Origin of the sequence: Marinobacter shengliensis, from assembly GCF_030297115.1 — a bacterium.
Lineage (GTDB): Bacteria > Pseudomonadota > Gammaproteobacteria > Pseudomonadales > Oleiphilaceae > Marinobacter > Marinobacter shengliensis.
The window spans coordinates 2,039,587-2,060,468 of the sequence record NZ_AP028062.1 but is presented as its reverse complement, the minus strand read 5'-3'; the positions used below and the strand labels follow the sequence as shown (position 1 = coordinate 2,060,468).

The 20,882-nt window shown below is 58.1% G+C and carries 17 protein-coding genes; 2 read left to right on the top strand and 15 right to left on the bottom strand.

The window, feature by feature from the left end; all coding sequences use genetic code 11:
* The 3 genes from QUE75_RS09475 to QUE75_RS09465 are packed head-to-tail and all read right to left on the bottom strand — an operon-like array spanning nucleotide 1 to nucleotide 3,995.
* Nucleotides 1-1,698, bottom strand: a complete 1,698-nt coding sequence (locus tag QUE75_RS09475) for an ExeA family protein (RefSeq protein ID WP_286255410.1) — start codon at nucleotides 1,696-1,698, stop codon at nucleotides 1-3.
* A gap of 12 nt (nucleotides 1,699-1,710) precedes the next feature.
* Entirely contained in the window at nucleotides 1,711-3,198 is a 1,488-nt protein-coding gene (locus tag QUE75_RS09470; protein ID WP_286255408.1) for a DUF3336 domain-containing protein, read from the bottom strand.
* Between the two features lie 23 nt (nucleotides 3,199-3,221).
* On the bottom strand, nucleotides 3,222-3,995 hold the full coding sequence (locus QUE75_RS09465; RefSeq protein ID WP_286255406.1) for an MlaA family lipoprotein: 774 nt from the start codon (nucleotides 3,993-3,995) through the stop codon (nucleotides 3,222-3,224).
* 89 nt (nucleotides 3,996-4,084) lie between these two features.
* On the opposite strand from QUE75_RS09465, the gene QUE75_RS09460 reads away from it, so the two are divergent.
* On the top strand, nucleotides 4,085-4,492 hold the full coding sequence (locus QUE75_RS09460) for an acyl-CoA thioesterase (RefSeq protein ID WP_061331114.1): 408 nt from the start codon (nucleotides 4,085-4,087) through the stop codon (nucleotides 4,490-4,492).
* A 6-nt stretch (nucleotides 4,493-4,498) separates the two neighbouring features.
* Here the strand turns inward: QUE75_RS09460 and QUE75_RS09455 are convergent, their stop codons facing one another.
* The 3 genes from QUE75_RS09455 to QUE75_RS09445 form a co-directional block, all read right to left on the bottom strand.
* On the bottom strand, nucleotides 4,499-5,620 hold the full coding sequence (locus QUE75_RS09455) for a beta-ketoacyl-ACP synthase III (RefSeq protein WP_061331113.1): 1,122 nt from the start codon (nucleotides 5,618-5,620) through the stop codon (nucleotides 4,499-4,501).
* 149 nt (nucleotides 5,621-5,769) lie between these two features.
* Nucleotides 5,770-9,630, bottom strand: a complete 3,861-nt coding sequence (gene hrpA, locus QUE75_RS09450; RefSeq protein ID WP_396631710.1) for an ATP-dependent RNA helicase HrpA — start codon at nucleotides 9,628-9,630, stop codon at nucleotides 5,770-5,772.
* Nucleotides 9,631-9,848: 218 nt separating this feature from the next.
* Nucleotides 9,849-11,525 carry a long-chain fatty acid--CoA ligase gene (locus QUE75_RS09445; protein ID WP_286255401.1) on the bottom strand — a complete coding sequence of 559 codons (1,677 nt, stop codon included), beginning with the start codon at nucleotides 11,523-11,525 and terminating at the stop codon, nucleotides 9,849-9,851.
* A gap of 234 nt (nucleotides 11,526-11,759) precedes the next feature.
* On the opposite strand from QUE75_RS09445, the gene QUE75_RS09440 reads away from it, so the two are divergent.
* The gene (locus tag QUE75_RS09440) at nucleotides 11,760-12,245 is read left to right on the top strand and encodes a MaoC/PaaZ C-terminal domain-containing protein (protein ID WP_106695668.1); all 486 of its coding nucleotides are present in this window, start codon (nucleotides 11,760-11,762) and stop codon (nucleotides 12,243-12,245) included.
* Between the two features lie 12 nt (nucleotides 12,246-12,257).
* On the opposite strand, the gene QUE75_RS09435 is transcribed toward QUE75_RS09440, so the two are convergent.
* The 9 genes from QUE75_RS09435 to QUE75_RS09395 are packed head-to-tail and all read right to left on the bottom strand — an operon-like array spanning nucleotide 12,258 to nucleotide 20,648.
* Entirely contained in the window at nucleotides 12,258-13,196 is a 939-nt protein-coding gene (locus QUE75_RS09435) for an AgmX/PglI C-terminal domain-containing protein (RefSeq protein ID WP_286255398.1), read from the bottom strand.
* A complete protein-coding gene (locus tag QUE75_RS09430; protein ID WP_138436275.1) occupies nucleotides 13,189-13,677 on the bottom strand; it encodes an ExbD/TolR family protein in 489 nt (162 codons plus the stop codon). Before QUE75_RS09430 ends, QUE75_RS09435 begins: the two co-directional genes overlap by 8 nt.
* Nucleotides 13,674-14,204: an ExbD/TolR family protein gene (locus QUE75_RS09425; protein WP_061331108.1), complete on the bottom strand. Its 531-nt coding sequence runs from the start codon at nucleotides 14,202-14,204 to the stop codon at nucleotides 13,674-13,676. The genes QUE75_RS09430 and QUE75_RS09425 overlap by 4 nt, the downstream gene beginning before the upstream one ends.
* A gap of 42 nt (nucleotides 14,205-14,246) precedes the next feature.
* On the bottom strand, nucleotides 14,247-14,894 hold the full coding sequence (locus QUE75_RS09420) for a MotA/TolQ/ExbB proton channel family protein (RefSeq protein WP_286255392.1): 648 nt from the start codon (nucleotides 14,892-14,894) through the stop codon (nucleotides 14,247-14,249).
* Nucleotides 14,895-14,919: 25 nt separating this feature from the next.
* On the bottom strand, nucleotides 14,920-15,255 hold the full coding sequence (locus QUE75_RS09415; protein WP_138436276.1) for a hypothetical protein: 336 nt from the start codon (nucleotides 15,253-15,255) through the stop codon (nucleotides 14,920-14,922).
* Nucleotides 15,252-15,743 (bottom strand): tetratricopeptide repeat protein, encoded by a 492-nt coding sequence (locus QUE75_RS09410; RefSeq protein WP_286255388.1) that lies wholly within the window; start codon nucleotides 15,741-15,743, stop codon nucleotides 15,252-15,254. The genes QUE75_RS09415 and QUE75_RS09410 overlap by 4 nt, the downstream gene beginning before the upstream one ends.
* Nucleotides 15,736-18,522, bottom strand: a complete 2,787-nt coding sequence (bamD, locus tag QUE75_RS09405) for an outer membrane protein assembly factor BamD (RefSeq protein WP_286255387.1) — start codon at nucleotides 18,520-18,522, stop codon at nucleotides 15,736-15,738. Before bamD ends, QUE75_RS09410 begins: the two co-directional genes overlap by 8 nt.
* Complete coding sequence (locus QUE75_RS09400) at nucleotides 18,519-20,162, bottom strand: tetratricopeptide repeat protein (RefSeq protein WP_286255386.1); 1,644 nt, start codon at nucleotides 20,160-20,162, stop codon at nucleotides 18,519-18,521. Before QUE75_RS09400 ends, bamD begins: the two co-directional genes overlap by 4 nt.
* 6 nt (nucleotides 20,163-20,168) lie before the next feature.
* The gene (locus QUE75_RS09395) at nucleotides 20,169-20,648 is read right to left on the bottom strand and encodes an AraC family transcriptional regulator (protein ID WP_106695660.1); all 480 of its coding nucleotides are present in this window, start codon (nucleotides 20,646-20,648) and stop codon (nucleotides 20,169-20,171) included.
* Nucleotides 20,649-20,882: the final 234 nt, after the last annotated feature.

Sequence of the window (20,882 nt, the reverse complement as noted above, 5' to 3'; positions counted from 1 at the left end):
CTACCCGCTATTGCCCACACGGGCCGCTACCAGCCGGGGTACATTCGTGCCCAGGTCATTATTGATCTGGATAATGGTCATCGGCCCGGCAATCCCATCCACCGTCAGTCCTTTGACCTCCTGATACCAGCGCACCTGTTCTTCGGTGGTCAGCCGCTTTACCCGGGCGCTCTCTGCCTGGTTCGGCGATATCCGATCTGCCAGCTCCATCATCCGTGCGCCCATCCATAGCTGTGCCCCGGAAGTTCCGGCAAAAAAACCATCACCCGACATATATTCGGGCATTCGCCACAGCACCCGGAAATCACCGTACCAATACTGCTCTAACTGGCGAAACGGAATCTCCCGGGTTTCACCCGTCAACTCGATACTGGCAGTATCACCCTCCAGAGATCGCAGCACCACATAGCCGGTGTCGCCTCGATCATTGCGAAGGTGCAGAATCGCCGGGCGATCCAGAAACTCCAGGCTTCGTCGGCTGCCTTGCCGTTCCAGGCAGCCAAGGCGGACGCTCCGGGCGTAATCGCAGGCAACCGGAAACTGCCGGGCGTCATACTCTTCGCCCCAAACGCCGAACAGCTGGCCAAATGCCTCGGTCAGCGCTTGGGTGTGGCGTTCAAACTCAAAGGAGGTTACACCGGGTTCCGCTGGCTCCGGAAGCGTATTCGGCTCAGCGGTGTCGAATTCGGGCTCAGCCACCACCGGCTCACCAACACGCTCGATGACGCCAGAGATGGCAGGCGCATCGAGGTCGTCAGCGAGGGTCTGCTCGGTTACCGGCAGCTGGAACAACCAGATGGTGCCGATGATCGCCACCAGAATCGACGCCGATAACAACAACAGATGACCCGCGCGGGAAACCTCCCTGCCAGCCGCGGAGGTCTTCAGACGGCTATTACCGTGCACTTCCCGGGCAGCCTGTCGAATGTGGTCGGCCGTGATCTGGTGTTCGCCTTCAGCGTAGGCCCCCAGCAGCGCTCGATCACTGATCAGGTTGATCAGGCGGGGAATTCCCAGGCTCTGGCGATAGAGTTTCCGGACGGCGGCCGGGCTGAAGATATCCCCGCGCAGCCCGGCGACACTCAAACGGTAGCGAAGGTAAGCCGGCAGATCTGCCTGCTCAATGGCATCCAGATGATACCGGGCGGTCACACGCTGGTTGAGCTGGCGTAATTCGGGCAGTGCCAGCATCTCCTGTAACTCAGGCTGACCCAACAGCACAATCTGAAGCAGCTTTTTCTCGGCAGTTTCCAGGTTGGTGAGCAGGCGCAATTGTTCCAGCACATCGGCGGACAGGTTCTGGGCTTCGTCAATGATCAGAACTTTATGACGGCCCGCAGCGTGAGCCTTGAGCAAGTCCTGATTGATGCCATCCACCAGTTGCTTGATGGTGGCTTCCGGCGCATGGTCGATTTCCAGCTCGTCACAGATCGAAGACAACAGTTCCCGGGCAGACAGCCGCGGATTGAGAATCAGCGCAATGTCGACATGCTCGGGAGCATTCTCGATAAAGCAGCGGCATACGGTGGTTTTGCCGGTTCCCACCTCACCGGTAATGACAATAAACCCGCCCTGCCCCTTCACGCCGTACATGAGGTGCGCCAGGGCTTCCTTGTGGCGATCACTCAGGTACAGGTAGCGAGGGTCCGGTGCGATTGAAAACGGAGGTTCCCTAAAGCCGAAAAAATCGTAGTACATGGTTCCTCAGGATCAGGGTTTAGCCTTGTCGGCTCCGCTGACCAGTCGTAATTCAGCGGCCTTTCGGTTCTGTTGTTTCAGGCGACGAACGCACCGTTCAAGCGTTTTTGAAATACGGGCGTGGGAGCGAATCATCGAAATTTTCGGCCAGGTTGCGCGCTCACCGGCCAGAATCATCTCACGGACATACTCCGGGCTGGGATTCGACAGCATACGACGGAAGTCCCGGAATGCATAGGTGGGCGCAATGGTCACATCACCGGAGTAACGCTGGGCCATGATGGTGTACATCTGACCGGCCATCTGCCGCATCAGTTCCGGGCGTACCCTTTTTCTCAGATAATCGAACACACCCTGGCCGTGGAACTGGATCTCGGACTTCACCAGATGCATCGGCAGGCTTCCCAGGGACAGCTTTTCGTCCCGGCTCTGCTGGCTGAGGAACGGCACAACATGGGGATTGGTCTGACTGACAATGGTGAAGTTCACATCGTACAGATGGACCAATCGCTCAATCGGAAGGTCACTGACTACCGAGCCATCCACAAACTTCAACCGGGGCATGTACGGCAGCGAATTACCGTAAAGGTCTTTCTTCATCAGAGTAACGGGAGGGAAAATGCCTGGCACCGCGGCACTGGCAAGAGCCGCACTCCACACCTGGATATAAGGCGAGGTGTAACCGCACATCAACCGGGCTTTCTGGTGAGTCTGTACCGGCGACACACTGATATTGATGCTACGCCCGGTGCGCTGATAGGCCTCCTCAAAGGTGTAGTCGCCGATGTTCGCCCGCAGGCAGCTTTTCAGGGTTTCCTGATCCATCAGGCCATCACCCCGCATGGCGCTCATGATCCCCCGCCACTTCCAGGCGTTGAGGTTGTGGTTCTCGGGCACCAGCATCTCGGGGATTTCCGCGTCAGTATGCACGCCGAGGATACCGGCAATGATGGCACCAATACTGGAACCCGCAATAACCTGCGGTAGCAGGCCCTTTTCCCAGAGCGCCTTGATTACCCCGAAATGGAACATGCCCAGACTGGCGCCGCCGCTGAGCAGCAGCGTTGGCCGGCCATAACTGGTCAGGGTGTCTCTGAAAAACTGGAGTTTGTCATAAACGGGAAAACCCGGCACCGGGTGATCACAGAGATAGTCCAGGGCCTCGCACACCTGGGTGATGTATTCCTCGATCAGGTGCTTGGTACCAACCCGGGAACGGGTGTAAAGCGCGGGATTGCCCATGTTGCCAAGATCATGGTGGAGGCCTTCCCGGAGCGCTCGCTTCAAACGCTCGAAGTCGTTCTGCTGACGATACTGCTTGATGTTACTGAGCCGGTCATAGATCAGCTCATAGTGATAAAGGTCAGACGCAAAGTCCTCCTTCCACTCCGCATTGCCTTCCAGAAAATCCAGTTCCAGCGCGGCAGCCTTCCACTGTTCATAATTGGGAGCTTCCGCCAACAACTTGCGGAATCGGGCTATCCTGGGGTCCTTGATCACCTGCGGCCTCCCGGCGTGAACGCTCAGAAATCGTCGAGCATGAAGTCGTCATCATCTGCGAAGGGGTCTTGCGTGATCTTACCATCGTTAATCAGAAATTCACGACGCTGCAGGAAAGCATTACGCACAAACGTGTACCGGTCACCAGAAATAAAGCTTTCTGCCGGGATCAGGTCGGCCCGCTTATCAACCAGCTGCAGTGCCCGCAGGTAATACCACTCGGGACTGCTGACCTCATCCCAGGCGGATGGCAACAGGAACCCGTCAGTTGCCATGCCGGTAAAATAGCGTGGGGTCGCCGGGCCGAGAAGCGGCATCACCAGGTATGGGCCAGAACCGACGCCCCAATATCCCAGGGTTTGACCAAAATCTTCCGGGCGCTCGGGCAAGTCGAAAGCGGTGGCCACATCAAATATACCCCCCAGGCCGAACACCGTGTTGTAGGTAAAACGCCCGGCGGCCACCACCGCAGACTCCCCTTTCAGCTGCAGCAGGCTGTTGCTGAAATTGCGGATTTCGGTGAGATTATTGAAAAAATTGGTAATACCCCGGTCAACAATCGTGGGCGTGACGGTGCGGTAGGCCTGGGCGACGGGGCGGAGAAACCATCGATCAATGGCGTCGTTGAACGAAAACACCTTCCGGTTCCAGCTTTCGTAAGGATCATCGGTATTGACCGGGGTTGAACCCTCGGGAACCGGCTCCTGCATGTTCTGGGCGTGTAACTGGCCACCTGAAAACGTCAGCAGTATCAGAGCGGCCAGCGTGGTCAGGCGCCGGGATAAAAGGTTTCTCATTTTGCTCTCTTGGGTTGTTTAACCTGTTTCAGTTCGTCGACAATACCGGCGCTCGATTATTATTATGAAAGTCATCCGGAGGAAATCAGATGTCAGTACCGGGAAATCCCGTCAGTTCCCTGACCATGTCGCTGCGATGGGGCGATATGGATGCATACGGCCACGCCAATAACACGGTTTACTTCCGCTTCTTTGAAGAAGCACGGATTGTCTGGCTGTCGTCACTGGAACTGGGTGGCGCGGAAGAGCCAACCGGACCGGTCATTATAAAGACCAGTGCCACATTTCTGAAGGAATTGACTCACCCCGCCAACGTCGTGGTTGAAACATACGCGGACAAAGCGGGAAATACCAGTCTGGATACCTACCACCTGCTGAAAGATTCAGATACAGGGGTGGTTTACGCGGAAGGCTACGCCAAGATTGTCTGGATGGATCGGGCTTCCCGAAAGTCCACCCCCCTGCCAGACACCCTGAGGGCCCTGGCAGCGAGGTAACAGGCCTCACCGGTGGCGAACAACCACGCTACCGATGGAATAGCCGGCGCCAAACGAGCAGATCACGCCCAGGTCGCCGGTTTTCAGGTCATCCTTGTGTTTATGGAAGGCAATGATCGAACCAGCCGAACTGGTGTTGGCGTATTCGTCCAGAATCACCGGCGCTTCCTCGACCGTTGCATCCCGGCCGAGAACCTTTCTGGCAATCAGTTGGTTCATGTTCAGGTTGGCCTGGTGCAGCCACATGCGTTTGAGGTCTTCAGGCGTCAGCTGCAGGGATGCCAGATGGCCCTGAATGGTGTCTGCCACCAGCGGTGACACCTCTTTGAACACTTTGCGACCCTGCTGGATGAATAGCTTGTCCGGCTTGCCAATACCCGATTCGTCTGCCCGGTTCAGGAAGCCAAAGTTGTTCCGGATATTGTTGGAAAACTGAGTCTTCAGGCGGGTGCCGAGAATTTCAAAACCCTGGCCTGCCTGGGTGTCCTCTTCCCTTTCCACCAGAATCGCCGTGCAGGCATCGCCGAATATGAAGTGGCTGTCCCGGTCCCGGAAATTCAGATGCCCGGAGCAGATTTCCGGACTGACCACCAGAACCCCTCTGGCGCTACCGTTTTCCACCGCGTTCACCGCGGCCTGGATTCCAAAGGTGGCGGAGCTGCAGGCCACATTCATGTCATAAGCAAAACCGTCGATGCCCATGGCTTGCTGGACTTCAATGGAAATGGCCGGATAGGCGCGCTGCAGGTTGGAACAGGCAACAATCACCGCATCCACATCTGCCGGGGTTTTGCCCGCCTGCTCCAGTGCTTCCTTACAGGCCACAATGGCCATCTCGCACTGGACTGACGGTTCGTCGTTATCCCGGTCCGGAATATTCGGTGTCATGCGCTTCGGGTCCAGGATACCTTCACGGTCAATCACATGACGGCGCTTGATACCCGATGCCTTTTCAATAAAGGCAGATGACGAAGGTTGCAGAGCCGTCAGTTCACCGCGGGCTATCTCTTCCGCATGTTCATCGTTATACAGCTCTACGTATTGATTGAAGGCTTCAACCAGTTGATCGTTTTCAATAATGGCGGGTGGCGTATACAGGCCGGTTCCGCTGATGACGGCTTTAATCACAATAACCCCACGTCATGGTTGTAATAAGACACTATGCTGTCAGAAATACTAACACACACGGCCGGAATTGCCCGCCTGACCAAAGTCCAGTAGCACCAGAACAGTGCAGCCCTCCCTCACACTGGCCCGAGAAGCACCCTGTTCAGGCCCTACACCCGTGTGTTCTGCCACTGTTTATCGAGTCGCTTGGCCGATACGGTCATCGCCGTGCCCAGTTGTTGGGCAAAGAATGAGATCCGATATTCTTCCAGCATCCAGCGGTACAGCTCCAGTTCAGGGTCCCGCACACCTTGGCGTTTCTGCTGTTCCAGCTTGGTGGCGTAGCGGGCCCATAGTGGCTCAATGGTGTGCAGGAATTCGCGCTCGCGGCCCATCTCCCTGGGCATTTTTTCCAGGCGAATCAAGGCAGCCTCGAAATACACCCCGAAGCGTTCCAGCCACTGGGATGGCGTGGCCACCAGGAAGCCCGGATAGACCAGGTGCTGAAGCTGGAATTTCAGATCTGCCATGCTCTGCGCCAGCGCCAGGTTAATTTTGCCCTTGAGCTGTTTGGCCACTTTCTGGTAACCGGCCATAGCCTGGTAAAGGCGTTCGTCGGCCTGCTCTAACGCCGGAATAAAATCCCCGCGGTGGGCATCGAACACTCGGATAAAGCTTTCTTCGTCTCTGGGCAGGGTTCCGGGCAGGAAGTGTTGCATCACCGCAGACAACAACAGATCGTCCAGCAGCACCTTCGCCTGTCCTACCGGGGCAAACATCAGCGCGGACTGTTTGAACCGGGGCAGCTTGCGCTCAAGGTCCGCGAGGGTGTTGCCAAACCGGTTGATGATCAGCCGGGCAATACCCCGGCGCATGGTGTCCTCAGCGGTTAACCGGTCCAGGCAGCGAATGGACCGTACTTGCTTGCCCAGGTCCTCAAGGGCGGGATAGACGGTTACCTGCATACCGCCTTTTTCGGTCTGCACCACCTCGGGCATATTGCCGAACTGCCAGTCACTGAATTCTTTCGGTGCTCTCGAACGATCATCGTCGCTGGTAACCGAGGCCAGCGCCGCTTCCGCCCGACCCTCCAGCTTGGCCTGCAAATCGTCGGTATCCCGGCTCTCTGCCACCACTTTGCCTTTGTCTCCGGTTACCCGAAGGTTCATCCGCAGGTGCCGGGGCAATTCGTCCTCCGGCCAGGCTTCCGGATCAATCTGCACACCGGTCATCCGGCGCAGTTGATCCCCCAGTTTCAGGGCAAGGGGCTCGTTGCCAGGCTGAATGTTGGCGAGGGCGGCATCGACGAAATCCGGAACCGGCACAAAGTTACGGCGCAGGGATTTGGGCAACCCTTTCACCAGGGCGATGCATTTTTCTCGCAACAGCCCCGGCACCAGCCATTCCAGCCGGCGTGACGGAATCTGCTTGAGCGCCATCAACGGCACCTGCAGGGTTACCCCGTCCCGCTCGCTGGTGGGCTCGAATTCGTAACTGAGCGGGTACTTAACGCCTTCCCACTCCAGATAATCCGGATATTGCTCCGCTGCGCCTTGGTCCAGCGGGCGCTGCAAGACATCGGCCTCGGTCAGCTCCAGTTTGCGAAGTTCGTCGGCAGACAGGCCTTTCCACCAGCTTTCAAAGTGGCGACCGCTAACAATGTCTTTCGGCAGCCTCTGGTCGTAGAAGGCCACCAACACCTCGTCATCCACCAACAAGTCACGACGGCGGGTTTTCTTCTCCAGGTTCTCGACGGTATCGAGCATCTCCCGATTGCGGGCAATAAACGGAGCTTTTGAGTGGTAATCCCCCTCCACCAAGGCGCGCCGGATGAACAGATTCCGGCATTCTTCCGGGTCTACCTTGGCGTAGGGAATGCGCCGCTTGGCGACAATATCCAGTCCATACAGAGTCACCTTCTCGTAACCCATCACCTGGGCTCGTTTCTGCTCCCAGTGGGGTTCGAAAAAGTGGTGCTTTACGACATGGCCTGCAAGGGGCTCAACCCATTCCGGCTGGATAGCAGCAACCATGCGGGCGAATACCTTGCTGGTTTCCACAATTTCCGCCGCCACAATCCACTTGGGCCCGGACTTGGCCACCTTTGAACCGGGGAAAATCATCACTTTCCGATTTCGAGTGGCCAGGTATTCCCGCTTCTCTACCTTGACCGCAACGTGGCCCAGCAAACCAGCAAGAATCGCCTTGTGCATGGACTCATAGCTTGCCGGCTGCTTGTTCAGTGCCAGTTTCTGCTCCCGACAGATCAACGTCAGTTGCCGGTGAATATCCCGCCACTCGCGCATTCGCATCCAGCTCAGGAAGGTTTTCTGGCACAGTCTCTTTAGCTGGTTCTGGGATTGCTCCTGGCGCTGTTCCTCAAACCAGTTCCAGATATTCAACAAGGTGGCAAAGTCCGATTCCTTGTCGTTGAACGGTGCGTGAGCCTGGTCGGCTGCCTGCTGTTTGTCCTGGGGCCGCTCTCGCGGGTCCTGGACGCTGAGGCCGGCAATCACAATCAGCACTTCGCTCAGGCTGCCCTGCTCAGCGGCCGTCACCAGCATCCGTGCCAGGCGCGGGTCCAGTGGCAGGCGTGCCATGGTCCGGCCGAGACGGCTCACTCGGCGTTTATCGTCAACAGCGCTCAGCTCTTCCAGCAGCTTGTAGCCATCGTTCACCTGGCGGCGATCCGGCGCTTCCAGGAAGGGGAAATTCTGGATATCGCCCAGGCCCGAGGTGGCCATTTGCAGGATGACCGAGGCCAGATTGGTTCTCAGGATTTCCGGGTCGGTATACTCGGGCCGGTTAAGAAAATCGGCTTCATCATAAAGCCGAAAACAAATACCCGGCGCCACCCGCCCGCAACGCCCCGCCCGCTGGTTGGCGCTGGCCTGGGAGATCGGCTCGATCGGCAACCGCTGAATCTTGGAGCGAACGCTGTAACGGCTGATACGGGCAACCCCGGTATCGATCACATAACGAATGCCGGGTACCGTCAGCGAGGTTTCCGCCACGTTGGTGGACAACACAAGCCGCCGGCCTTTGTGAGCCTGGAAAACGCGGTTTTGCTCCTGGTTACTGAGCCGGGAATATAACGGCAATACTTCGGTGTGTCGCAGCTCCGCATGCCGCAGCACTTTACTGAGCGCCCGTATTTCCCGCTCACCCGGCAGGAACACCAGCACATCTCCTGGGGGCTGCTTCTCCTTGCGTTCGTGCTGTTCGATCTCCTCAATGGCTGACAGTACGCCGTCGGTCCAGCCCTGGTCACGGTCGTCTTCATCGCCGGTCAGGGGCCGATAGCGGACGTCCACCGGAAACGTTCGACCGCTGACCTCAATAACCGGTGCTTTATCGAAGAACTCGCTGAAGCGATCAACCTCAATGGTGGCAGAGGTAATGATGACTTTCAGATCCGGCCGTTTCGGTAACAGTTGCTTGAGGTACCCGAGCAGGAAATCGATATTCAGGCTTCGTTCATGGGCCTCATCGATAATCAGCGTGTCATAACGATCCAGAAAGCGGTCGTGCTGGATCTCCGCCAGCAGGATGCCATCGGTCATGACCTTGACCCGGGACGCCTCCGAGGTGTTGTCGGTAAAGCGCACCTGGTAACCGATCTGCTGGCCAACCTGTTCACCAATCTCCTCGGCGATACGGGCGGCGACACTGCGCGCGGCAATCCGGCGCGGTTGAGTGTGGCCAATCAGCCCACGAACGCCACGGCCATGGTTCAGGCAGATTTTTGGAATCTGGGTGGTTTTACCGGAGCCGGTTTCGCCAGCGATGATCACCACCTGATGATGACGGATGGCCTCGCTGATGTCGTCCACCCGATCACTGACCGGTAGTCCCGGCGGAAAACTCGCTGGGCGGTGCAGCGCCTGACGCTGGCGCACCTTCTCAAGCCCCTGTTCCAACCAGTTCGCCATCTGTTCCAGGTCTTTCTGGCCCGGCTTGCCCTTGGTTCGGCCCACTCTGCGGATAATGCGCGCCGCTTCCTGCTGGTTACAGACATCCAGCTGGCTCATAAAGGCCTTCACTGCCGCCTGAGGATCAGCAGCCGTGGGTTGGGCGTTATCGGGCGTTGTTTTGTCAGTCATTGAACGGCAACAGACTCATGGATTGATGGATGCATCACAAGGCGCCACAGTCTAGCGGGAAATCCAAACGGTAGAAACACAAAGACCCTGCCTGAGCAGGGTCTTTGTGGGAAGCAGTTCAACCTAAGGGTTGCACCATGCGCCGTTTACTTGGCGTTGGCTTCATCCCGCAGTTCACGGCGCAGAATCTTGCCCACGTTACTCTTGGGCAGCTCGTCCCGGAACTCAAAGTGCTTGGGCACTTTGTAGGCGGTCAGGCGCTCGCGGCAGAACTCTTTGAGTTCGTTTGCGGTGACACCGTCTTTCGTGGGCACCACGTAGACCTTGACGGCCTCGCCACTCTTGGCGTCCGGGATACCTACAGCGGCGCACTCAACCACCTTCGGATGGCTGGTTACCACGTCTTCAATCTCGTTCGGGAACACGTTGAAGCCAGAGACAATGATCATGTCTTTCTTGCGATCAACAATGCGGATGTAGCCATCTTCCTGGATCAGTGCCACGTCACCGGTTTTCAGGAAGCCATCGTCAGTGAAGGACTTCTGGGTGTCTTCCGGGCGCTGCCAGTAACCACGCATCACCTGCGGGCCTTTCACACACAGTTCCCCGGGCTCACCGATGGGCGTTTCGTTGCCGTCGTCGTCGATGGTTTTAACCACGGTGGACGGGATCGGCAGGCCGATGGTGCCGATCTGGATAGCGCTGCGGGGGTTGAAGGTAACCACCGGAGAGGTTTCAGTCATGCCGTAACCTTCACTGATTTCACAACCGGTCACCCGTTCCCACATTTTTGCGGTATCGCTGGTCAGCGCCATACCACCAGAAGCCGTCAGCTTCAGGCCGGAGAAATCCAGATCCTGGAAGTCCTCGTTGTTACATAGGGCCACGAACAGGGTGTTCAGGCCAATGAAAGCAGAGAACTTCTGCTTCTGCATTTCCTTCACGAAGCCCGGAATATCGCGCGGGTTCGGGATCAGAACGTTGTGGGCGCCGGCTTCCAGCATGATGCCGCAGTTCAGGGTAAACGAGTAGATGTGGTACAGCGGCAGCGGTGCAATCACCACTTCCTTGCCCTCTTCTACCTGGTCTTCCATCATCGGGCGCACCTGGGTCAGGTTGGCCACCAGATTAGCGTGGGTCAGCATCGCGCCCTTGGCGACACCCGTAGTGCCACCGGTGTACTGCAGTACAGCCAGGTCGTCCAGATTGATGTCAACCGGAGTGAACTTCTCACGGGCACCGGCACTGAGCACCGCCGGCAGTTTGCGGGCAGTCGGCAGGTTGTAAGACGGAACCATCTTCTTGACGTGCTTCACCACAGCGTTCATCAGGGTACGCTTGATGGGTGAATGCATATCGGCAATTTCAGTCACGATCACGTGCTCAATGCCGGTATGGGGCAGCACTTTTTCCGCGTTGTCTGCCATGTTGGCCAGCACCACCAGCGCCTTGGCACCGGAATCGTTGAACTGGTGTTCCATTTCACGGGTGGTGTACAGCGGGTTGGTGTTAACCACGATCAGGCCAGCACGCATGGCACCGAAGACAATCACCGGGTACTGGGTAATGTTGGGCATTTGCACCGCAATGCGATCACCCGGTTTGAGATCGGTTTTGTTCTGCAGCCAGGCCGCAAAATTACGGCTCTGAGTATCAAGATCCCGGTATGTCAGGGTGACGCCAACCGCAGTGAACGCAGGCTTGTCTGCAAACTTCTTAACAGCCTGTTCAAATACATCCACCATGTTTTTGTATTTCTTGAGATCTACCTCACGGGGAATGCCGGCGGGGCACTTGTCTTGATAGAACTGCTCAAAATCCATCACCATCTCCTGTCTGATTGGCGCTATTGGGGAGCCACCGGATGGGTTCAGAAGCTCCCTGATTGTAATGTTTTGCCAAGGCCGAACTGGTCAAAAAATCAACCCGACAAAAGTCTCAGCCTTAAAAAGTCGGGAGAGAATAGCAGTTTTGTTAACGATGAGGTAGTTTTCGAAGCGTTAAACGGTACAACTGTATACCCCTTTCAAACACTTCTTCCGTCACCGGAGTCTGTGATGAGCGACACCCTGGATACCCTTGAAAATATTACCTATGACGAATTGAACGAGGGCGACTCTGCCACCTTCACCCGGACACTGACCGAAGATGAGCTGGTATTGTTTGCAGCGGTGTCGGGGGATGTGAACCCGGTACACCTGGACTCCGAGTTTGCCGCGGAGTCCATGTTCAAAGAGCGCATTGCCCATGGAATGTGGAGTGGCTCTCTGATTTCTGCCGCACTGGCCACGGTCATGCCCGGCCCCGGCACCATTTACCTTGAGCAGAGCCTGGCCTTCAAGCGCCCGGTCAAACTGGACGACACCCTGACCGTCACCCTCACCGTACTGCGCAAAGAACCGAAGAATCGCGTGGTACTCCAGTGCGATGTGCGCAATCAGAATGACAGCCAAGTGGTTACCGGCGAGGCGAAAGTCATCGCCCCCACCGAGAAAATCTCACTGCAAAAGCCACGCCTGCCGAAAATTACTATCGAAAGCTGAGGTCGGGCCCTGTCAGCCCGGGAGGAAATCGATCGGGAATCGAACCTTCCGGGTTTCGACATTGTCTGCGCCAAAATTGAACATCTGTACCCGCATGGCAATGCGTTGCTCCAGGGCCGGGTTGCCCAGCTCTGAGCTGACCACCTGGCATGCGGACACCGAGCCGTCCGGCTCTATCACCAGCTCCAGGGTGACTTTGCCTTCCAGCGTCGGGTCCTGTCGCAGTTCCCGCTGGTACAGGCCGTAGAGCACACTTTTCTGGGTATCAAACACCTGCCGGATATTGCTCATGGCCCGCTCACCTACCGAGGGCCTGGCCGGGGTTGCCGGGGCAACCGCCACTTCCCGGGGCGCAGAAACAGTTTGCATGCTCTGCTCTGCCAGCGCCACTTCCCGGGCCGGCCCCTCACGGCTCTGGACGCCGCCACTGCCGGCTAACACCCTGGAGCGGTCGCCTTCCGGTTGCTGCACCTCTGCCTGTGCATCACCAATATTGGCGGTTCGATTCTCGGGCCGGGCTGAGGGCTCTGGCGCCTTCAGTGCCGCAAGCCGGTCTTTCATGGCAAACAAACCAGAACGTGCGGCATTTTCCCTCGCCTGTTCAGTGGTCTGCTCTTGGGGTGCCGAGACCCTGGGTTCCGGACGGGGTTCCGGGTCGGCCACGACCGGTTCAGCTTCCGCCCGCTCGGGTTCAGGCTCCGGCGAGGGCTCTGGCTCTGGCACTTCAACTACAGCGGGTTTTGGCGCCTCCACCAACTGCGCCAGCCGCGGCGGAATGCGCTCTGCTTCCGACCGTTCCCGTTCGGGCACCTGCAGGTTTGGAATGATGAGCGCCGGCACCAGAAACAACGCAAGCATGACTGCGAGTATCACACCGAAACGCGCGCTCTCCCATCCATCTCTGCTCCAGGGAAGGCGGGAAATTTGTGTGCCTGGCTTGCGTTCAGCCATTGCGCACCTCCCCCTCTACCGCCAGCCGGACCTGCCGGAAATCCTCGTCCACGCAGGTTTGCATGATCTTGCGCAGTAACCGGTAGTCCGTCTCTTTCCCCGCCATGATGGTGACTTCCAGTCCCTGATCTGGCACTTCCGCCCATCGGCCCCGTCGATACGCCAACTCCTCAGACAGGCCAGCAATGTGAGTGTCCGAGGCCTCAATGCCGTCCAGCCTCGCCACTTCCCGGCCCTGAACCAGAATGGATCGGCCACTGACCTGCACGGTCAGGTTCTCCACGGCTTCTTTCTCCGCCGTCGAGGTGGGCAAAGGCACGTCTGCTGTATTCTGCATTACCTTCACATCGGAGGAATTCACCATCAGAAAGAACACGAGAATGGTGAAGATATCCATCAGCGACACCAGGTTCAGGCCACCGGCCTTATGCATCCTGCCGTAATGGCGTTGGCGCAGACGGGCGCGACGCGATGCCTTCATACGCCACCCCCGTCTGCTGCTGACGCACTCTGCGCAAGGGTACGATCTTCGCCTGCATCCATCAGGGACACATCCGGGAACAACTCAGCCTCCACCACGCTGGCGGCAACCACTGCCGGGTAAGAGCGGACTGTGTCCATAACGGTTACCAGTGTCTGATAATCCACATCCGGGCCTACTTCCAGGGTTACGTCGGTCTTTTCGGGCATACGGGCTTTGATCTGCTGAAGAAGGGCGCTGAGCCCCTGGTAGTCCTGGCCGCCATCCTTGACCGGAAGCACTTCAATCAGCCCGCGCTCACTGTCGGCCACTTCCAGGCCACCGGGAATAACAGTGACCACCAGCCGGAAATTTTCAGAGGCTGGCGCCTGCCCGGCTTCCATCCCCGGAAAATTCAGCTCTATCATGCGGATCTGCGTGAATACCATGCCCAGCAACAACACCGGTACCAGCACAATCATCAGGTTCAGAAACGCGGTAATGTCCAGATCCGCCTGAGCCGTCAGCCTGCGATGTCTGCGTCTCATATCGCCATACTCCTGTTTACACTGGCTGAAACACGAAGTGCATCAGGCGGCTACCCTGCCGGCGTCGGGATCTGACACCATATTCAACAGCTTGACCCCGGCCATCTCGAAACTGTCCACGATTTCATTGGTTCGGGTTTGCAGCAAGGCGTGGAACAACAGCAAGGGAATGGCGGATATCAGGCCAAAGGCGGTGGTGTTCATGGCTACCGAGATGCTTTCCGACAACAAGGTGGCCTTCTGGGCAGGATCGGCTGCGGCAACGGCGGTGAACGCCGCGATCAGGCCAATGATGGTACCAAGCAGGCCCAAAAGAGTGGCCACATTGGCCAGGGTTGCCAGGTACTGAGTGCGCTTTTCCAGGCGCGGCAGTACTTCCATCAAACCTTCTTCCATGGCGTATTCGATATCTTCACGGCGGCTGTTATTCAACAACCGGGAAATACCCGCCCCGAGCACCGAGGCAATGGCACTGTCGGAACTGGTTGCCGCCTTCATGGCGCGCTGGTAGTCCCGTTTTTGCAGGGCGGGCAGAATACCGCGCTCTAACGCCAAACGATTTCGCCGCCGCACCGACCCCAGATACAGAAACCGTTCAAGCGTGATCGCCAGCCCCAGCGCCAACACAATGGCAATGGGGTACATGAATGGACCGCCGTCCTGAAAAAATCGAATGATGGTATCGAGCATGCCTTTGTCTCCGTTTACTGCAGGGTCACGGTTGGCCCGGACCAGCCGCATTCACGGCTGGCTCCAGGACCAATGGGTTCAGGGATTCCCGGAACTGGCGATGATTCTCCAGTACCTGGGGGGAAAGGGGTTGGTTAAGCTCCGGCGCCTGGCTATTGAGTTCTGCCCTGGGCCGTCTGGGCAACGTCGGGTTCTGCCAGGGCAGGATGTAAAGTACCCTGGGGTCATCGTCCCCCACGCTTGCAGACAAACCGCTCACGGTCAGGGCGGAATGCTCCCGGTCTTCGGCCGTGGCCACCTGGAACAAACCACTGGCCAGCACAACCAGGCAGAGGCGAAGAAGATTCCGGCCGATGCTCATTGCAGCCTCCGCTCAAGGTCGGCAATCCAGCCGGCGACCAGCTTGTCTTCCTCGCCGGTCAACGCCCGGTATCGCTGGTAATGGACCAGTGCCTTATCAAGATCCAGCAGATAAAGCTCACTGATCACCGCCAGGTTGTAATGCAGTTGGGCAACCTCCGGAGCCGCCTCCACGCCCTGTTCCAGCAGGTTGGCCGCGTCCCGGAAACGGTTTTGCTGTTTCAGCAAAAGCGCCAGGTTATTGACCGTTGTCGCGTCGCTGGGGTCCAGGGCCACCGAGGTCTGCCAGGCCTTGATGGCCCCGGGGATGTCGCCGTTCTCATGGGCGTTCACGCCCTTTATGGCCCATTCTCCCGCCTGTTCCGGTGAATGCACGGGCTGTACCGCGGCCCGCTCGGGGGCTTTGCCGGGGCCAGTAGCGCAAGCGGTCAAACCCGCCAGCACCGAGATGATCAGGGCACGTTTCGCGTAGTGAAAGCCTCTATGCACCTTCGTTCTCCTCCATGTTCCAGCTCATCCAGCGAAGTTCACGGTCGTAACGCCCCGGGTGCATCACGGCCAGCGCCTCCAGGCTCTGACCAATCCATTCATCGAAACCCTGGCTGGCAATGCGCCCGTGATTCCTGGAATGCAATTCCATTGCCCGCTCTTCCATCGGCCAGGCTTCTTCTTCCAGAAGCATCTGGTATTGCATGGCTTCCAGCTCATTGAGTTCTGCCGGTACCTCAGAAGCCATTAAATCTGCCGCCAGGGTGCGATAGAGCTCGGCCCTTCGATATAGCACCTCTGATGCCACAGTTTCTCCGGCAAAGGATTCCGCTTCGAGGAAATAGGCCTGGGCCTGCTCCATTGCCTTTTGCTTGCGTTCAAGTGCCCGCTCCAAGGGGTGTTCAAGGCGGATGGCAGCAAATTCCTGCGCCACCGAAGCGCCCAGGGCCAGGGCCGCCTTGCCGGCCCACAGCAGGGTTTCTTCTGAGTGCCACTGGCTCGCCGCCTCACGGGTGACCAGCGCTTTTTGCTGGCGCGCGGCATCAACACCGGATTCAATCAACCTCTGGCGCATGGTTTGCTGCTGCACATGGTCAGCCGCCGTATCCGGATCCGGAGCAACCGCCAGCCAATCCACATACAGGGCATTGCGCTCGGGCAACTCGCCGGCCTGGTGATAGAGCGCCGCAGCGCGTAGCTTCAACGGCCAGGGATCTTGCGCACGTTCAGAGGCAACCATCAGTTCACCGGCTGCTTTCAGAGGTTGGCGGGATTCGTGGTAGGCGTAGACCAGCTTTTCACTGACCTCTTCCGTGAGCTCATGGGCCGGGTAGTCGAGCCGGAAACGGTTCAGCTCGTTAATGGCCGTTTGCCATTCAGAAGCCTTGAGCAATGCATTACTGGCATCAAAGCGCGCCCGGATGGCAATCTCGGTATTGGGCACAACGGAATTCACACGCTGGAAATGGGCGACTGCCACGGCAGTGTCGCCACTGGCTGCCGCCCTCTCACCTTGCCGGTAGATGGCCGTCGCCAGCTGCTCACGAATCTGTTCCGGTTCGTCCGGAGTTGTGGCCAGATCAGGCGCCTTGTCCACCAGCAACAGCGCCTGTCGCCAGGCCCTCTCTTCCAGCCCGAACTCCCCGGTTCTCTGGCGTACCCGGGCGGTCACCAGCCAGGTGGCATAACGTTCTTCGGTCTTTGCCGATTCAAGAACCAGCGTCGATCGGGCATACGCCAATGCCTCATCGTAGGCACCAACCTCGTACCAGCGGTTTGCCAGGTCAGCCCTCAAACCTGAAAGCCTGGTGTCCTGCGTGAAGGTTTTGCCGAATTGTTGCTCCTCACTGGATAACTCCGCCAAGACGCCTCTGGCTGCCCCGGCAGCGCTCTCCTCGAGGGTCGATCTCAACACCTTGATAGCAGCCCAACCCGCCTCGGCCGCATCGGGGTACTGCTGCTGGCCGGCGCCGTAGGCGGCGCTGCGATAGTTCTCCAGAGCCTTGTCGCGGTTGCCGGCCTGTAACCGGGCATCGCCGGCCAGGTGCAACAGTTTGCCGGTGTCGCCGGAGTGGCCTGCAAGTACTTCATAGTAGCCAGCCGCAAGGGTCCAATCCTGTGCGGCATAATGGTAATCCCCCAGGTAGCGTGCATAGTCCCGCCAAAGAGCCTGCTGTTGGCCCTTCAACTCTTGAAACTTTGGCTGTGATTGGTATCGGGCCACATAGTCTGCCCTCGCTTCTCGAGCCTTACTGGTGTCGCCCGCCATCCGCCAGTAATCCACACTCTGAGCCAGGAAATCCGGGGCGGCTGAATGCTCGGGGTAGTTCCCGGCAAACGCCTGGTTGATGCCAACGGCCAGATCAAAACGCCCTTCAAGGGCGTGCAAATCTGCCAGCCGATCGTAAAGGAGGTGCGGCCAGGCCACTGGCTCACGGTTGCCAAGCCACGCGGCCAATGTCTCAGAATTGTTAGACCGGGCGGCCATCAAAGCCAGCACCCGAAAACTGTCTTCAATCATGTCCAGACCAGTCTGCGGCGGGTCAAGCAACGTGGCTTCGCTGGGCAGGTGTTGATCCAGCAATGCCATAAACGTCTCCGCCGACCGGTTCCAGGCCGCGGGCCCCTGCTTGAACTGGCTCCAACCCAGCATGTAACGGGCTTTCATGGCCAGGTCCTGGTGACCGTCACCTTCAATCAACTGCCGATAACCGGTCTCCGCTTTCTGGTACTCGCCGGCGTTATAGGCAGCTTCGGCAATCCGGAATCGGGCTTCCGGCACCAGAGATGAGCGAGGGTACAGGCCCACCAGCTGTTTGAGTCGTTGGATGGACTCTTCATGTTGTCCAGTCAGTGCATGGGCTTTGGCCATCTGATAGAGCAACTCGTCGAGTTTGCCGGAGAAGGATCCACGGGCCAGGATGCTCTCATAGCTGGCCAGAGCCTCTTCATAGACCGCCGACTGCTGCTCATCCGAGAAGCCAATATCCTGGCCGGAACGGTCGCGGATGTTATTGAGGCGATTCAGCGCATCAATACGGACTTCAGGTTCGTCGGACTTCTCGAACAGGTTTTGATAGCGACGAGCCACCTCTTTCGGCGAGATTGCAGGCAGGGGGCGGCTCTCAAACTTGAGAAACACCGGGCGCATATCGCCCAGTGTTTCGCCATCCCTGCCGAGCTCCACACGGAAAGATTCCTGGGCCGCTACACTCCCCCCCGGAACTGCAGATATCAGGATTACAGCGAGCGACAACCGACGCATAAAGTGACGATTCATCGGGCAGCCTCCCCGATGTTTTCCAGCGCAAGATACTCGTAGAGGTGCGCAATCTGTTGTTCGGTTTTATCCAGGGAGTGGGCCATACGCTGCTGTTCAGCAGCAACCAGGGCCAGCGCCTTTTCATCAAGGTATTCAGCAGCCCGGGCGCGGGCTTTGCTCACTCGGGTCTGCAGGCTGGATATCTCGTCCCGCAATTGCCGGGCCTCGGCAAGGTTGTCCCGCAACTGCTCTTGCCTGCCGGCTTCACGACGGGGCAAGGACGACAGACGCTGCCCACCAGACTGAAGCAAACGCTGCAGCTGCCGGAGCCGGGCGATGTGATCTGCACTCAATGGGCGATCCGTAAGCTGTTCAAGTTGCCGGGTTAACGTGTCTTGCTGCTCCTGCAACGCGGCCCGTTGGCCGCCCCCACCACCATGATGGTTGTTTTCCAGGGCGCCGATAAATACGTCGAGATCATGCTTGCTGCTCTCCAGCGAGAACGCCAGATCATCAAGCCGGGCTACCCGGCCAACCGCCGCCTGCCCCTCGGCGCTCTCAAGGAAGCGAAGGAGGTAAGCCAGCCGGGGCTGGGTCAACGTTCGGCTGTCGGCAAGGAACCATTGGGTATCAGCGCCCCGTGCGTCTGCCACCAGAGCCTTGTAGGCACCTTCAGCACGGATTCGCTCTGCGAGCTTACCGAGCGTTACCCGCTCCCCTTCGTAAGCTGCGTTGGCAGCAAGCCAGGCTTCACCGGCCTGCCCCGGATAACCCGCCAGATCGTATCCACGGCCCATTCCGATCCAGGCATCGGCCACCCCGGGAAACGCCAGCGGGAATTTCTTGGCACGGTGCCAGCTCTGCATCGCCGCCCGGTGATTGCCCTTTTCGGACAAGGCAAAACCATGCAGGTACAAGGCCTGGGGGGTGTAATAGCTCTCCAGAGAGACTTTCTCAAGGAAGTCAGTGGCCTTGTCGTAATCCTGGTTGCGCACAGACAAATAGCCTGCCCGGAGATAAAGCTGATCGCGCAGATCCGCGCTACGGGCACTATCGGGGTCTTTCGCGGCCATGGCCATGGCAACCCTCAAAGACACCAGGGCCCTTGATGGATCAAGGTCATCCCGGGCAAAATCGCCCGCCAGGTTCATATAGCCCACTGCGGCCCAGTAACCGTCGTCCATGCTGGCAAGGTATTGGCCGGCACGATCCGCTTTTCCCTGGTGCCGCTGTGTTTCCGCAAGGTTCAGCAGTGCTCTTTGTCGAACCTCGCCAAATCCGGTTCGGACGACCTCCTGATACCACCGGTCAGCTTCGACCTGATTCCCTCCTGCCTCTGCCAGTCGGGCAAGCTCCAGAGCGGCTTCGGCGCGATGAACGTTGCTGTTGAACACACGCTCCAGCAACCGTTTCGCCTCGCTAATCCGGCCACTGGCCAGCAACACTCGCGCGCTCAGGTAGTCGGCGGAATCGCCTTTGACTTGGCCAGCCAGAGGAATAGCCCGTGCGACATTACCGGTATCCAGCGCAAACCGGGTAACACCAGTGGCCAGCTCTGTCGGCACAGACTCGGATGCGCCTGCCTGAGGCACCGCCAGGGTACAAAACACCAGCAAAGCCCGGGCAGCGCAATGAACGGTGCGAACAGGTCCCGTCATGATCGGCTACTTCCATTCCTGGAACGTGACTTCCGGCTCGTAGTCCGGAGCCCGGGCATCAAGATTCATCTGCAGCCGCAAAGTACCGGGGCGTTTATCAAACCGGTGAACCACCTCACGGCGGACAAAGCGCTTATTGGCAGCCCGGGCGTTGATCACCGTCTTCAGCTGGTGGTTGCCGTCAGCCATATTGCCAACGAATAGCTGCTGCACCCCACCCTGCTCCAACGACGTTCGTTCCGTGGCGCTGTATAGATGGGACGCTACGGGCTGATCGTTGATAAAGAGTTCAACAGAATCAAGATTGAGTGCCTGCCGGTTTCCCAGGGTCAGGAACACCGAGACTCGGGTATCCACCGGGTGCAGCAAGCGTTGCTCAAGGGCATGCACCGATGCCGAATGACGGGTAACGTCCGCCGTCAGGCGGTTGATTTCATCGTCCAGCGATGAAGCTGAAACAGAGCCGAATGCCAGTACGGCAATCATTCCGGATATCCAAAGCCCCTTGGTCCCTGGGACAATCCGGCAGTGTTGTGATTTTTGTTTGCCGAACATAATTTTCCTGCCGTGCGATCTCGGGCCCCGGCACAACCGGGCACCGTTACAATTCGAAATAAAGAGTAACACCCGCTAACAACCAAGAACGGTATCCAATTCACCAAATGAAACTTTCACCGGCAGTGGCGTAATAATAAGTGTCGAGTTATTTGACAGAACAAA

What these genes read in the sequence shown, in the direction of transcription:
- QUE75_RS09420 (WP_286255392.1), bottom strand. Translation starts at nt 14,894, where the DNA reads ATGCTCGATACCATCATTCGATTTTTTCAGGACGGCGGTCCATTCATG.
- QUE75_RS09475 (WP_286255410.1), bottom strand. Translation starts at nt 1,698, where the DNA reads ATGTACTACGATTTTTTCGGCTTTAGGGAACCTCCGTTTTCAATCGCA.
- QUE75_RS09400 (WP_286255386.1), bottom strand. Translation starts at nt 20,162, where the DNA reads ATGACGGGACCTGTTCGCACCGTTCATTGCGCTGCCCGGGCTTTGCTG.
- hrpA (WP_396631710.1), bottom strand. Translation starts at nt 9,630, where the DNA reads ATGAGCCAGCTGGATGTCTGTAACCAGCAGGAAGCGGCGCGCATTATC.
- QUE75_RS09465 (WP_286255406.1), bottom strand. Translation starts at nt 3,995, where the DNA reads ATGAGAAACCTTTTATCCCGGCGCCTGACCACGCTGGCCGCTCTGATA.
- QUE75_RS09415 (WP_138436276.1), bottom strand. Translation starts at nt 15,255, where the DNA reads ATGAGCATCGGCCGGAATCTTCTTCGCCTCTGCCTGGTTGTGCTGGCC.
- QUE75_RS09395 (WP_106695660.1), bottom strand. Translation starts at nt 20,648, where the DNA reads ATGATTGCCGTACTGGCATTCGGCTCTGTTTCAGCTTCATCGCTGGAC.
- QUE75_RS09460 (WP_061331114.1), top strand. Translation starts at nt 4,085, where the DNA reads ATGTCAGTACCGGGAAATCCCGTCAGTTCCCTGACCATGTCGCTGCGA.
- QUE75_RS09445 (WP_286255401.1), bottom strand. Translation starts at nt 11,525, where the DNA reads ATGGATTTTGAGCAGTTCTATCAAGACAAGTGCCCCGCCGGCATTCCC.
- QUE75_RS09425 (WP_061331108.1), bottom strand. Translation starts at nt 14,204, where the DNA reads ATGAGACGCAGACATCGCAGGCTGACGGCTCAGGCGGATCTGGACATT.
- bamD (WP_286255387.1), bottom strand. Translation starts at nt 18,522, where the DNA reads ATGAATCGTCACTTTATGCGTCGGTTGTCGCTCGCTGTAATCCTGATA.
- QUE75_RS09430 (WP_138436275.1), bottom strand. Translation starts at nt 13,677, where the DNA reads ATGAAGGCATCGCGTCGCGCCCGTCTGCGCCAACGCCATTACGGCAGG.
- QUE75_RS09440 (WP_106695668.1), top strand. Translation starts at nt 11,760, where the DNA reads ATGAGCGACACCCTGGATACCCTTGAAAATATTACCTATGACGAATTG.
- QUE75_RS09435 (WP_286255398.1), bottom strand. Translation starts at nt 13,196, where the DNA reads ATGGCTGAACGCAAGCCAGGCACACAAATTTCCCGCCTTCCCTGGAGC.